Genomic DNA, 13,870 nt, shown 5'->3' on the forward strand with positions numbered 1-13,870 from the left:
CACCAGCAAGCTTTCGGTTAGCAAGCTTGCTTCTCCGTGAATGGTAAACCTAGTACCCCAGCAACTGACTTTGTTTTTAAGCCAAACACGAAACAGCTTCAATAAAAAAGCTTTAGCGCTGCCGGCACTAAAGCTTTTTTAAATTTTTTAATTTCTTACGCTGTAGTTTTTACGCAGTACTATCAAATAATAAAGTGGTAAAACTCTGGCCGGTTGTTAATGTATTGGCAATTAAAATTACGTTCGGCCATCCGTTGTACTAATCCGTCAAAATCGGCGCGGTTTTTTAATTCTATACCTACCAAGGCCGGACCTTTTTCGCGGCTATTCTTTTTGGTATACTCAAAATGCGTGATATCGTCAGTGGGCCCTAAAATATCATTTACAAATTCTTTTAAAGCGCCGGCCCGTTGCGGGAAATTAACGATAAAATAGTGCTTCAAGCCCTCGTAAAGTAGCGAACGCTCTTTTATTTCTTCGGTGCGGGTAATATCGTTGTTGCCGCCGCTAACTACGCACACTACGGTTTTACCAACAATTTGGTCTTGTACAAAATCTAAAGCCGCAATACTAAGGGCGCCGGCGGGTTCTACCACCATAGCTTCTTCGTTGTAAAGCTGCAGAATAGTAGAGCACACTTTACCTTCGGGCACAGTAATTACTTCATCCAGGTTTTCCCGGCAGATCTGTAAGGTTAATTCGCCCACAGATTTTACCGCGGCCCCATCCACAAACTTATCAATGTGGTCCAGTGTTATTTTTTCGCCGGCTTCAATGGAGTTTTTCATGGCCGGGGCACCTTCCGGCTCCACACCAATAATGGCAGTTTGCGGGCTTTCTTCCCGGAAATAACTAGAAACTCCAGCCGCTAAACCACCTCCCCCAACGGGTAATAACAGTAAATCTACTGGCTCCGGAATAGAATCTAATATCTCTAAGCCAACCGTACCCTGGCCCGCAATTACCTGCGGATCATCAAAGGGGTGAATAAAAACTTTATTATTTTGATTCGAGAAGGTTAAAGCCTGGAAGTACGAATCGTCGAAGGTATCGCCGGTAAGTACTATTTCTACGTGCTCTTTGCCGAATAATTGTACTTGCTTTAGTTTTTGCTGCGGGGTAGTTACAGGCATAAAAATGTGGCCTTTAATCCCGAGCTTATGGCAAGAGTAAGCCACGCCTTGAGCGTGATTTCCCGCACTGGCGCAAACGATCCCGTTTTTTAATTGTTCAGGAGCTAAACTGCTAATTTTATTGTAAGCTCCACGCAATTTATACGACCGCACTACCTGTAAATCTTCCCGTTTCAGGTAAATATTGGCCTGGTACTTTTCTGAGAGGTTAACACTGCGCAGTAAGGGGGTATGGTTTACTACCTGTTGCAAACGGGTAGCGGCAAGTTTTACATCTTCGGCTCGCACCAGCGTGGCCTTTTCCACCGCAACTTCTTCTTCCGACATGATATTATTTCGTTATTCGTTGTTAGTTGCTCGTTGTTCGCTAAAAATCCGGATGCGAAACTGATTGAACTAAAACTCAAAGTATAATCTGAATTAAAGTTTTTCTTTGCTCGCTCGAATAACGAACAACGAGTAACTAACAACTAATATTAATTATTTTGAGGGCGTAGCTTGCGCACCTGAGCGCCGGCTTGCCACATTTCTGAATTGCGCAGTTCTGCTAATTCTGCATCTAGTTTTTCGCGGTAATCGGGTTGGCTGTTGGTATCAATAGAGCGTTGTGCTTCGTTACCGGTTGCTACGCTTTCGTATAAGTCTTCAAACACCGGAGCAACTGCATCCCGGAATTTGTTTTTCCAGTCTAAAGCACCACGTTGCGCAGTGGTAGAGCAGTTAGCGTACATCCAATCCATGCCATTTTCGGCTACTAACAAAATTAAGCTTTCAGTTAATTCTTCTACGGTCTCGTTGAACGACTCCGAAGGAGAATGGCCTTTTTTGCGTAACAGATTGTACTGTGCTTCCAAAATACCCGCTAAAGCGCCCATTAAAGTACCGCGCTCACCGGTTAAGTCAGAATATACTTCTTTTTTGAAATCAGTTTCGAATAAGTAACCAGAACCTACGCCAATACCCAAGGCAATTACTTTTTCACGAGCTTTACCAGAAGCATCCTGGAAAATAGCAAAGCTAGAGTTCAAACCTTTACCTTCCAGGAACATGCGGCGCAAGCTGGTACCAGAACCTTTAGGAGCTACCAGAATTACATCTACATCGGCCGGAGGAACAATACCGGTACGCTCTTTAAAGGTAACGCCGAAACCATGCGAGAAATACAAGGTTTTGCCTGGTTTTAAATGGCTTTTTACCATCGGCCAAGCTGCAATCTGGCCAGCGTCTGATAGTAAGAATTGCAAAATAGTACCGCGCTCGCAGGCTTCTTCTAATTCAAATAAAGTTTCACCGGGTACCCAGCCATCGTTTACGGCTTTCTCCCAGGTTTTTGAATCTTTCCGCTGCCCAACAATTACATTAAAGCCATTGTCGCGCAGGTTTAATGCCTGGCCGGGACCTTGCACGCCGTAACCGAGTACCGCAATTGTTTCATTTTTTAAAACTTCTCTTGCTTGCTCCAAAGGGAATTCTTCCCGGGTTACAACACTTTCTTCAGTTCCGCCAAAGTTGATTTTTGCCATTGTTTTTAAATAGTTTATAGATTATTATAATAGGTTTCTTTTTGGATATTGGATGTTCGAATTTTAACCGAATAATTTTAAAAAATAGAAAATCAAACAATCGAACATCTAAATTACAAATAAGCTTCTTCCTGTTCGCGCAGGTACGTGCTTAAATCTTTCATGTGCTTGGTAATAGCCACCCGGCCGCTGCGCACAAATTGTAGAATACCAAACGGTGATAACTTCTCGAATAATTCGCGGGTTTCTTCGATGTGCCCCGTTTTCTCGATAATGATGTATTGCGGATCTACCGTTAAAATACGGGCGTAGCTGTCGCGTACAATTTGTTCTACCTGGCTGCCATTAATCATAGAGCTCATCGGAATTTTATACATCGCAATTTCCTGAAAGATAGTTTCTTCTTCGGGATAAAAAGAAGCCCGCAGGACATCCACTTGCTTGGCAATTTGTTTTACCAGTTTTTCTACCTGGGCATAGGTAGTTTTAACAATAATAGTATAGCGATATACATTTTGTACTTCCGACTCGGAGACCGTAATACTTTCGATGTTAATGTGCCGCCGGGTAAATACGATGGTAATGCGGTTAAGCAGACCAACTTTGTTTTCGGTAAACGCAAATATGGTGTAAGTTTTTTCCTCGCCCGAATCTATCTGATAATCATCAATCGCCATGGCTTTTTATAAATACGATGTGCTTTTTTTAAATTTATTATTAACTGGTGGTATAAACGCCGACCCAAATTTCCTTCTTAAAAGGAAAATTTTAAAATTTTGTTAGGGTTCCTTCCTCTCCTAAGAAGAAGGAACCTTATTTATAGTATTTTAAGATAACCGAATGTTAGCTACAGAATCCCCGGCTGGTACCATCGGGAACACGTTGTCTTCTTTCTCTACTACTACTTCTAACACGTAAGGTCCTTGGTGATCGAGCATAGTTTGGATAGCTTCTTGCAGGTTGTCCCGCTCGGTTACTTTATTGCCAGAAATACCATAAGCTTTGGCAATGCCAACGAAATCCGGGTTTACCATCTCGGTAAATGAGTAGCGTTTCTGATGAAATAATTGCTGCCACTGCCGTACCATTCCCAGGAAGTTGTTGTTCAGGATCAACACTTTCACACCAATCTGATATTGAAAAATACAGCCTAGTTCCTGCAACGTCATCTGGAAGCCACCATCCCCAATTACGGCAATTACCTGACGATCTGGGGCACCCACCTTCGCGCCCATGGCTGCGGGTAAGCAAAAACCCATGGTGCCTAAACCTCCAGAAGTAATGTTACTGCGGCGCATATCTTTAAATCTATAGTACCGCATTGCTGTCATCTGGTGCTGCCCTACGTCAGTAACAATTACCGCTTTACCTTCTGATAACTCCGAAACCTGATGAATAACTTCCGCCATTTTTACTTTTCCGGTTGTTGGCGCAATCTCAGGTGCCATTACTTTGGTGTACTCAATTTGGGCACACTCATTAAATTTTTGTAACCAGGCTTCGTGCTTGTTCTCGTTAATTAAAGGCAATAAGGCTTGCAAAGCAGCTTTCGCATCGGCGTTAACGGCTACATCTACCCGTACGTTCTTATTAATTTCGGCCGGGTCTATTTCAATATGAATAATTTTAGCTTGCCGGGCATATCGTTTTAAATCGCCGGTTACCCGGTCATCGAAGCGCATCCCAATGGCAATCATTACATCGCACTCGTTAGTTAATAAGTTAGGCCCATAATTACCGTGCATGCCCAGCATACCCACATTTAAGGGATGATCGGTGGGCAAACCCGCTAAGCCCATAATGGTCCAGGCTGCCGGTATACCTGCTTTTTCGATAAAAGCTTTTAAATCTTCCTGGGCGTGAGATAATATAACGCCTTGCCCCCATAATACATAAGGTTTCTGGGCATTATTAATTAATTCAGCGGCTTCCGCAATAGCCTTTTCGTTTAACTTGGGCACCGGGTAATAGCTAGAAATGCGTTTGCATTTTTTATAACTATACTCAAAGGTAGCGTTTTGGGCATCCTTGGTTATATCCACCAAAACCGGACCCGGACGGCCAGAAGTAGCAATGTAAAAGGCTTTAGCAACCGCATCCGGAATATCTTCGGCGCGGGTTACCTGTATGTTCCATTTGGTTACCGGCATGGTAACGCCTAATACATCTGTTTCCTGAAAAGCGTCGGTACCCAGCAAATGCGAAAACACCTGCCCTGTAATGCATACTAAAGGAGTAGAATCAATCTGGGCATCGGCAATACCCGTAATTAAATTAGTAGCGCCTGGTCCGGAAGTAGCAAAACAAACCCCTGGTTTACCGGTGATACGGGCATAACCCTGAGCCGCATGCGCCCCGCCTTGCTCGTGGCGTACCAGATAGTGGTTTAGCTGATCTTTGAAATCATACAAGGCATCGTAAATGGGCATAATAGCTCCTCCCGGATAGCCAAAAATAGTGTCGACGCCTTCTTCCAGTAATGCTAGCAAGAGCCCCTGAGCGCCTGTTACCATTCTTGTTTCTGTTATTGCTTGCTCTTCCTTTTCGGTGATTTCTGCTACTGCTGCGTTCATAACATTTTGTATTTGTTCCACTCCTGGCCCGTTTGCGGAGTAGAGATATTTAATTATTTTTTAAATTAATTAGAAACACTCCTTAGATATTAACTAATTATATCTCAGTAGAATTCATCTATTTAAGTATTTTTATTTTTTTACTGCTATTACAATGCCGGTTGCCCAGACTTGCTTTGTCAGTACTAAATCGTTTCGCTGGTCTAAAACCTGAAGAAGCTTGGTTGCTTTTTGGGCATGACCATCCGGCCAATTAGGCTGGGGCAGCATATCATCAATAATATACAACCCGCTGGTATTCAGCATTTCCAGCACTTCATCTAACAACAAGTATTTCCCGTGCCAGGTATCGGCAAAAATATAATCGAACTTTTGATTCTTATTCTGTGCTACCCAATCGCCGCCGTCGGAGCAAATAAGCTGTAGGCGTTCGTCGTGGCCCAGAAAATCTTGCGTAATTTTTAAAAAATCGGCACTGTTATCCACCGAAACCAAGGTAGAATCTTTGTCCATCCCGTCCAGAATCCAGGCAGTAGAAAGACCGGTTCCGGTTCCGAGTTCCAGAAACTTAGCCGCCGGTTTAGTAGCCGCCAAGGTGCGCAGCAAAGAACAAGTGAGTACATCCGAAGCCATGGTAAAACCCGAAGCCTGCGTAGCTTCGTTTATTGCCGCGTAATAGGTCGGCAAAGGTTGGTTTATTTCTTCGGTCATTTGTACTGGCTCTTTGCTTATTTTTTAAAATTTTATTTTTCTGAACTGCTCTTATTATTTATAAGGAGTAAAACCGGCTATTTACCTGTTTTCTTTACAACTTAGGTTCCTTAATAAAAGCAACTTAGGTCTGTTTATTTAAAGTTATCTATCTGTTACACAGCCTTCGGAGGCTGAGGAAACCGATTTAGCGTACTTATATAAAATACCCGAATTTTTGCGCAATGGCCGGGGCTGCCAGGCAGCACGGCGTTTCGCAATTTCTTCTTCGCTCAGGTCTACTTCTAAGCGGTTGTTCACGGCATCAATGGTAATTTTATCGCCATTCTGGAGTAGACCAATCATTCCGCCTATATGCGCTTCCGGGGTAATGTGGCCTACCACAAAACCGTGCGTACCACCCGAGAAACGGCCATCGGTAATTAAAGCTACCGATTTACCTAAGCCCGCTCCCATAATTAAAGAAGTAGGTTTCAGCATTTCAGGCATACCCGGTCCTCCTTGCGGACCTTCGTACCGGATTACCAACACATCGCCTTCTTTTACCTTACCCGACAAAATACCCTCGTTGGCTTCAAACTCGCCGTCGAATACCACCGCAGTACCGGTGAATAACTCACCTTCTTTACCGGTTATTTTAGCAACCCCACCTTGCTCGGCTAAATTACCATACAGAATGCGGATGTGGCCCGTTTCTTTTATCGGCTGATCCAGTGGCATAATTACATCTTGCCCTTCGGCCAAGTCGGGTACATTCTCTAAATTTTCGGCAACGGTTTTACCGGTAACGGTTAAACAATCACCGTGTAACAAACCAGCTTTCAGTAACATTTTCATAACAGCCGGAATACCACCAATTTTATGAACGGCTTCCATGTGGTATTTGCCACTAGGCTTCATATCGGCTAGAAGCGGGGTTTTATCGCTAATGCGTTGGAAATCATCGATGGTTAAATCTACTCCGGCAGTTTTGGCAATCGCTAATAAGTGTAATACTGCATTGGTAGAACCACCTAAAACGGTCAGCACCACCATGGCATTTTCAAAAGCCTTTTTGGTCATGATATCCAAAGGCTTAATATCTTTAGCCAGAAGCTCCCGGATGGCAATACCAGCCTGTACCGATTCTTCGGCTTTTTCCGGGCTAATAGCCGGGTTAGAAGAATTATAAGGTAAGGTCATTCCCATGGCTTCGGCGGCAGACGCCATAGTATTGGCAGTATACATCCCACCGCAGGCACCAGCCCCGGGGCAAGCATGTTCTATTACCCCTTTAAAATCTTCCGGTGAAATAGTACCGGCGTATTTTTCACCCAACGCTTCAAACGCCGAAACAATATCTAATTTTTTACCAGTAAATTTTCCGGCCGCATCGCAGTAGTTACCGGGCTCAATAGTCCCCCCGTATACCATAATTGCAGGCCGGTTTAAACGGGCAAAGCTGATAAGAGCTCCTGGCATATTCTTGTCGCAACCTACCACCGCTACTACGCCATCGTAGCTTTGGGCATTTACCACTGTTTCAATTGAATCTGCAATTAGATCGCGCGAGGGCAAGGAATAACGCATACCCGGCGTTCCCATCGAAATACCATCACTTACTCCAATGGTATGGAACACTAAACCAAGTACATCCTCTGTGGTATTCACCCCATTTTTAACCAGTTTAGCTAAATCATTCAGGTGCATGTTGCAGGGGTTGCCATCGAACCCGGTACTCACCACTCCTACCTGTGCTTTTTTCAGGTCGTCGTTGCTTAAGCCAATAGCGTGCAACATAGCCTGGGCGGCCGGATTGGTTTCTTCCTGGGTAACGAGGTAACTGTAACGGTTTAATGTAGTACTCATTTTTGTTCCTTTATTTTAAAGCTTTTAAGGTTATTTAATTGCCTTATTTTTAAATCTTAGACTCTGCTATAACTAAAACTTATTAGCTTGTCATGCCTTTAATTAAAACTATTATGGTAAAAAAAAGCGCCACTCTGTTGAAGGAATGGCGCCGATTATATTTTATCAAAATAGATTACACCATCCATCGTTTAGCGTCGATAATGACGCTAAGAATAATTCGGTTCAGGACAGATGAAGTAAACAGCATGAAATCTTGTTTTGCTTATTTTGTTTGTTAAAGCGTCGCTAATGTAAAAACAATTTTTAAAAACCAAAAATTAAGATTTTAATTTTTATTCTATTTTTTTGATTTCAGTCCGATATTCATCAACTCTAAATTTAGTTTTATTTAAAATTTTACAACAGAAAAATCATTTAAAGGAGTACGTTATGAAATTTTAAAATTTTATGCTCTCATTTTTATAAAATGATGAAAATTACAAAAATCATCTTTTAAACCAAACAACTACTCCCTGATAATCAAGCAAAAACATTAAGTTTTCACTATTTATTTTTCTTCAATGCCCCTACATTTCTCCATCCATAAGAAAGTCAGCTTTATCTAATTTATTTAAAGTCCTGCCTCATAAAAGAATTTCTTAGTTTGGCCTAATCAATTTATTATCTCTATTGTAGCACGCTGCTTTACTTCAGCAAATTTTTAAAAATTTGTATTTCCCGGATTTTAGCTGCCCCATTTATTCCAATTATTTATTAACGGAAACAATTAAACTACTGCAGTAAATTAGTCCGGCATATTCCCTTTTTTGCTTTTAGCCAGGGGCATTTTATAACAAATCACTTTTTGTTGTTAGACACAACGTAATAAATTAAGTAACTGACTGAAAGTTTTGTTTACTTTGTTTTGAGATTTTGAAAATTATCGAGTTTCTTTCGCCTCGCAAAAAAATTCAGGTTTTTAAATCTGGTAAAATCAACATTATTCTATTGTACTTTAACGATGTAGAGAGCATCGCTAAAGTTTTTTTTAGTTTTTATAAACGTTCGCATGATAGTTTTAAAATTTGGCGGTTCTTCGGTGAGTACCCCGGAGAATATCTTAAAAGTGCTGGGAGTGGTAAAATCACACTCCTCGGTGCATGAGTTAGCAGTAGTAGTTTCGGCGTTTGGTGGAGTTACGGACAGCTTAATTAATATTAGCCGGTTAGCCGAAAAAGGCGACCTGACTTATAAGCAAGAGCTTAAAAAGATTGAAGAGCGCCACCTGGCCACGGTTAAAGAACTCATTCATGCTACGCGCCAAAGTGCTATTATTGCCAACGTAAAATTCTTACTCAACGAACTCGAAGATATATTACAGGGCGTTTTTCTGGTGAAAGAACTTAGCCTGAAAACCCTGGATTTCATTCAAAGCTTTGGGGAGCGTTTATCGTCGTACCTGGTAGCCGAAGCTTTTAAAGAAAACGGTTTGCCTGCTTTTGCCGCCGATTACCGCCAGCTTATTGTAAGCGACCGGACCTACGGCAATGCGAAAGTAAATTTTGAGTTAACTAATACCCGTATTAAACAATACTTAAGCGGAACCGAGGAGTTACCGGTAGTTCCGGGCTTTGTGGCCACCACCGAACACGGCGAAACTACCACTTTGGGCCGGGGTGGCTCCGATTATACGGCGGCTATTGTGGCTGCTGCTTTAGATTCGGCTAGTTTGGAAATCTGGACGGATGTAAGTGGTATGATGACCGCCGACCCGCGCCGGGTAAAAAATGCTATTCCAATTGAAGAATTATCGTACGAAGAGGCCCTGGAGCTTTCTTATTTCGGAGCCAAGATTATTTATCCGCCTACCATTCAGCCAGCACTGAGTAAGAAAATTCCGATTAGGTTAAAAAACACTTTCGAGCCAGATGCACCTGGCACCCAAATAACCCATAATCCGCGCCAAAGCGAAGCGCCGGTGAAAGGTATTGCGTCCATCGAAAACATAGCTTTACTTACTATTTCGGGCAGCGGCATGGTAGGTGCCAGCGGTATTGCCATGCGCTTTTTTGGCGCTTTAGCTACTCAAAAAGTAAACGTTATTTTAATTACCCAAGCCTCTTCGGAGCACTCCATTAGCGTAGGTATTAATCAACGCGATTCTATCCGGGCACAACGCGCTATTGAGCAAGAGTTTCAACTGGAAATTCAGGCAGGCATTGTAGATAAAGTAAATATTCAAAACGATTTGGCCATTGTGGCCTTGGTTGGTTCGAATATGCGTAATACACCGGGTATTGCCGGGAAACTGTTCAGTTCGTTAGGCCGCAACGGTATAAACATAATAGCCATAGCCCAGGGTACTTCGGAGCTCAATATTTCCTGCGTTATCCAGAAGAAAGACGAAGAAAAAGCTTTAAATACCATTCACGAAGCGTTCTTCCTTTCGGATGTAAAAACCCTGCATTTATTTGTGGTAGGTACCGGTACGGTAGGCGCTACTTTATTAAAGCAGATTAAAAACCAGGCGCCTAATCTGTACAAAACTTTAGCGATTGATATAAAGCTGATTGGCATAACTAACAGCAAAAAAGCGGTATTTAACGAAACTGGTATTCCGTGGCAAAGTTGGGAAGAAGCTTTGGAGAATGATGGACAGGAATCGAACATTGAGGTATTTGTAGACCGGATAGCCGAGTTAAATTTAGCGAATGCCATTTTCGTAGATTGTACCGCTAACTCCGAAGTAGCTGCTACTTATAAGTTTTTGCTGGAAAGAAGCATTTCCATTGTAACACCTAACAAAATTGCGGCTTCCAGCAACTACCACACGTACAAAGAATTAAAAAGCCTGGCTGCCAAGCGGGGCGTAAAATACTTATACGAAACCAACGTAGGTGCCGGCTTACCTATAATTAGTACCTTAACTGATTTAATCCGGAGCGGCGATACCGTATTGAAGATTGAAGGTATTTTCTCGGGCACTATGAATTACTTGTTTAACACCGTAAGCGCCGATAAAAAACTAAGTACCGTAGTGCAGGAAGCCATGGATTTAGGTTACGCCGAACCAGATCCCCGCATTGACTTGAGCGGCAAAGACGTAGCCCGAAAAATTATGATTCTGGCCCGCGAAACCGGTGACAATCTGGAACTAGAAGATGTGCATATTAAGCCGTTTTTACCGGCCAACTGCTTACAGGATTCCCCGATGGATGAGTTCTGGCAAAACCTGCGGACTTACGAAGATACGTTTGAAGCCCAGCGCGCCGAAGTAGAAAAACAAGGCAAAGGCTACCGTTTAGTAGCATCCTGGGAAGATGGCAAAGCACGCATTGAATTACGCGAAGTAGAGAAAAGCCATCCGTTTTATTCGGTTTCCGGTTCCGATAATATTATTTTGTTCACTACGGAGCGTTACAAGGTGCAACCGCTTATTGTGAAAGGGTCCGGTGCCGGAGCAGAAGTAACCGCGGCTGGCGTATTCGCCGATATTATCCGGATTGCGAATTAAAAAATAGTCCATGGTCCATAGTCGCTGGACATCATCAAGGATTTAAAGAAAAGATATTACCATGGACTATCGTCTATGGGCTATCGACTAAAAAAATGAAAGATAGTAACAGTATAAAAATATTCTCGCCGGCTACCGTTGCAAACGTGGCCTGCGGGTTCGATATATTAGGGTTTGCGCTAGACAATCCGGGCGATGAAATCCAAGTAAGTTTAAAAGACAGCCCGGGTATTTCGGTCCTGAATCAAACCCAAGACACCGTTTTTCCAGCGGATGTAAACAAAAATACCGCTGTGGTTTCGTTGCAGGCATATTTATCGCACCTGGGTTCCGACCAAGGGTTTGAAATAACTTTTACTAAAAAAATTAAACCCGGCAGCGGTATTGGGTCCAGTTCGGCAAGTGCGGCTGCCAGTGTTTTTGCCGCTAACGAATTATTAGGTAATCCCATCAGCAAAGAGAATCTGGTACAATTTGCCATGCAGGGCGAAAAAGCCGCTTGTGGCGTAGCCCATGCCGACAATGTAGCGCCTGCCCTCTTAGGTGGTTTTGTTTTGGTTCGGTCTTACGATCCACTGGATATTATCTCTATTCCCTACCCCGAAGAATTATACTGTACCATTATTCACCCGCAGATTGAGGTAAAAACCGAAGATGCCCGCAAAATTTTACGCCAAGGCATTTCGCTGAAAGACGCCGTGAAACAATGGGGCAACGTAGGCGGTTTAATTGCTGGTTTAATGAAAGGCGATTATGGACTTATTGGCCGGTCGCTGGAAGATGCCATTATCGAACCTATCCGCTCTATTCTGATTCCGGGGTACGATGCCGTAAAAGAAGCCGCCTTAGAAGCCGGTGCCCTGGGTTGCTGTATTTCTGGCTCCGGCCCCAGCATGTTTGCCTTAAGCCGCTCGCAGGAAGAAGCTACCCAAATTGCCGCCGCCATGAAAAAAGCTTTTACCCACTACGAAATTGATAATATTGATTACGTATCCCGGGTAAATAATCAAGGGCCAAAAGTGATTTAAACATTACTACACAACTAAGCTAAACTCCCATCAGGATAATCAGGAGCTTGTTATTTCGTGTTTGTAATTTTTAAATTTTTAAAAAATTCAGGTTAAGTGGCATGTAAGTGATAACCTTTAAAGCATCCATTATTCTGGTAGCCTTTTAATAATTAGTAATTTAACAATTTACATAAATGTCGTTTTACAGTACCAATCAGCAAACCCCGCACGTAAGTTTGCGCGAGGCCGTAACCAAAGGCTTAGCCGATGATAACGGCTTGTTTATGCCTTTAGAAATTCCGGAGTTACCGCACAGTTATTTCGAGATTATTCAGGAAAAATCTTTACCCGAAATTGCCCTTGATGTAGCTTCTACCCTGTTACGGGGTCAGATTGAAAGAGGCGTTTTGCAGGAGATTGTGGAGGAAAGCTTAAACTTTCCTATTCCGGTAGTGCCGGTACATGGCCGTATCCATACCCTGGAATTATTTCACGGGCCAACCTCGGCATTTAAAGATGTAGGTGCCCGCTTCATGGCCCGTTTGCTGGCGCATTTTGTAAAAGGTAACGATAAAGAATTAACCATTCTGGTAGCCACTTCCGGCGATACTGGTAGCGCGGTAGCTAATGGATTTTTAGGCGTGCCCGGCATTAACGTTGTTATTTTATACCCACATGGCAAAGTAAGCGACATCCAGGAAAAGCAATTAACTACGCTGGGCGAGAACATCACGGCTTTAGAAATTGATGGTACTTTCGACGATTGCCAATGGCTGGTAAAACAAGCTTTCCTGGATCAGGAACTGAACCAGCGCATGCAATTAACTTCGGCTAACTCCATAAACATTGCCCGGCTTATTCCGCAATCGTTCTATTATTTTCATGCGTATGCCCAGGTAAAACATTTAAGTGAGCGGGTAGTATTTGCTACGCCCAGCGGCAATTTTGGCAACTTAACCGGTGGTTTATTGGCCAAACGTATGGGTTTACCGGTAGCTAAGTTTATTGCTGCTACTAATATTAACGACATTGTACCGGAGTTTTTAACGAGCGGCATTTTTAACCCCCGGGCATCTACACAAACCATTTCCAACGCCATGGATGTGGGTAACCCCAGCAATTTTGTGCGGCTCATGGATTTATATAAACAATCGGGCGATGCTTTACGCGAAGATGTAATTGGCTACCGGTTTACCGATGAGCAAACTAAAATGTTGATGCGCGAAGTTTACGAAAACCACGGCTATATTCTGGACCCGCACGGCGCGATTGGCTACGGGGCTATCCGCGATTATTTGGCTACCGATCCGGAAGCCATTGGTATATTTCTGGAAACGGCTCATCCGGCCAAATTTATGGATGTGGTAGAAGACGTTATCGGCCAAAAAGTAAATATTCCGGAAAACCTGCAAATGGTAATGCAAAAAACCAAGCAATCCATTCGCATGAGCCATAACTACGATGATTTAAAGGCCTGGCTATTAGCCCGCGCTTAGTTTTTTTTAAACTTATTGCTAAGTCTTTATTTGATTTGGCGTTACAAATAACCTGGCCAGTGTCTTAACCTGACACTGGC

9 protein-coding genes are annotated in these 13,870 nt (G+C 43.0%); 3 read left to right on the forward strand and 6 right to left on the reverse strand.

Going from position 1 to position 13,870, the window contains the following annotated elements; all coding sequences use genetic code 11:
- Positions 1-182 precede the first annotated feature (182 nt).
- The 6 genes from ilvA to ilvD form a co-directional block, all read right to left on the reverse strand.
- On the reverse strand, positions 183-1,460 hold the full coding sequence (gene ilvA, locus HUW51_RS07075; protein ID WP_185273276.1) for a threonine ammonia-lyase: 1,278 nt from the start codon (positions 1,458-1,460) through the stop codon (positions 183-185).
- 149 nt (positions 1,461-1,609) lie between these two features.
- Positions 1,610-2,656 (reverse strand): ketol-acid reductoisomerase, encoded by a 1,047-nt coding sequence (gene ilvC / locus HUW51_RS07080; protein WP_185273277.1) that lies wholly within the window; start codon positions 2,654-2,656, stop codon positions 1,610-1,612.
- A 113-nt stretch (positions 2,657-2,769) separates the two neighbouring features.
- Positions 2,770-3,333 carry an acetolactate synthase small subunit gene (ilvN, locus tag HUW51_RS07085; RefSeq protein WP_185273278.1) on the reverse strand — a complete coding sequence of 188 codons (564 nt, stop codon included), beginning with the start codon at positions 3,331-3,333 and terminating at the stop codon, positions 2,770-2,772.
- A 150-nt stretch (positions 3,334-3,483) separates the two neighbouring features.
- A complete protein-coding gene (gene ilvB / locus HUW51_RS07090; protein WP_228466959.1) occupies positions 3,484-5,229 on the reverse strand; it encodes a biosynthetic-type acetolactate synthase large subunit in 1,746 nt (581 codons plus the stop codon).
- 132 nt (positions 5,230-5,361) lie between these two features.
- The gene (locus tag HUW51_RS07095; RefSeq protein ID WP_185273279.1) at positions 5,362-5,940 is read right to left on the reverse strand and encodes an O-methyltransferase; all 579 of its coding nucleotides are present in this window, start codon (positions 5,938-5,940) and stop codon (positions 5,362-5,364) included.
- A gap of 144 nt (positions 5,941-6,084) precedes the next feature.
- Positions 6,085-7,788 carry a dihydroxy-acid dehydratase gene (ilvD, locus tag HUW51_RS07100; RefSeq protein ID WP_185273280.1) on the reverse strand — a complete coding sequence of 568 codons (1,704 nt, stop codon included), beginning with the start codon at positions 7,786-7,788 and terminating at the stop codon, positions 6,085-6,087.
- A 1,051-nt stretch (positions 7,789-8,839) separates the two neighbouring features.
- Here ilvD and thrA point away from each other — a divergent pair.
- From thrA to thrC, 3 genes are all read left to right on the forward strand, one after another.
- Positions 8,840-11,284 carry a bifunctional aspartate kinase/homoserine dehydrogenase I gene (gene thrA / locus HUW51_RS07105; RefSeq protein ID WP_185273281.1) on the forward strand — a complete coding sequence of 815 codons (2,445 nt, stop codon included), beginning with the start codon at positions 8,840-8,842 and terminating at the stop codon, positions 11,282-11,284.
- Between the two features lie 95 nt (positions 11,285-11,379).
- Positions 11,380-12,312, forward strand: coding sequence for a homoserine kinase (locus HUW51_RS07110; protein ID WP_185273282.1), 933 nt, complete (start codon positions 11,380-11,382; stop codon positions 12,310-12,312).
- Between the two features lie 176 nt (positions 12,313-12,488).
- Entirely contained in the window at positions 12,489-13,790 is a 1,302-nt protein-coding gene (thrC, locus tag HUW51_RS07115) for a threonine synthase (protein WP_185273283.1), read from the forward strand.
- Positions 13,791-13,870: the final 80 nt, after the last annotated feature.

This window comes from Adhaeribacter swui, assembly GCF_014217805.1.
Classification (GTDB): Bacteria; Bacteroidota; Bacteroidia; order Cytophagales; family Hymenobacteraceae; genus Adhaeribacter; species Adhaeribacter swui.

Bases quoted from the DNA above. Each gene is read 5' to 3' on its own strand.
- ilvC (WP_185273277.1), bottom strand. From the start codon at position 2,656: ATGGCAAAAATCAACTTTGGCGGAACTGAAGAAAGTGTTGTAACCCGG.
- ilvN (WP_185273278.1), bottom strand. From the start codon at position 3,333: ATGGCGATTGATGATTATCAGATAGATTCGGGCGAGGAAAAAACTTAC.
- HUW51_RS07110 (WP_185273282.1), top strand. From the start codon at position 11,380: ATGAAAGATAGTAACAGTATAAAAATATTCTCGCCGGCTACCGTTGCA.
- thrA (WP_185273281.1), top strand. From the start codon at position 8,840: ATGATAGTTTTAAAATTTGGCGGTTCTTCGGTGAGTACCCCGGAGAAT.
- ilvB (WP_228466959.1), bottom strand. From the start codon at position 5,229: ATGAACGCAGCAGTAGCAGAAATCACCGAAAAGGAAGAGCAAGCAATA.
- ilvD (WP_185273280.1), bottom strand. From the start codon at position 7,788: ATGAGTACTACATTAAACCGTTACAGTTACCTCGTTACCCAGGAAGAA.
- HUW51_RS07095 (WP_185273279.1), bottom strand. From the start codon at position 5,940: ATGACCGAAGAAATAAACCAACCTTTGCCGACCTATTACGCGGCAATA.
- ilvA (WP_185273276.1), bottom strand. From the start codon at position 1,460: ATGTCGGAAGAAGAAGTTGCGGTGGAAAAGGCCACGCTGGTGCGAGCC.
- thrC (WP_185273283.1), top strand. From the start codon at position 12,489: ATGTCGTTTTACAGTACCAATCAGCAAACCCCGCACGTAAGTTTGCGC.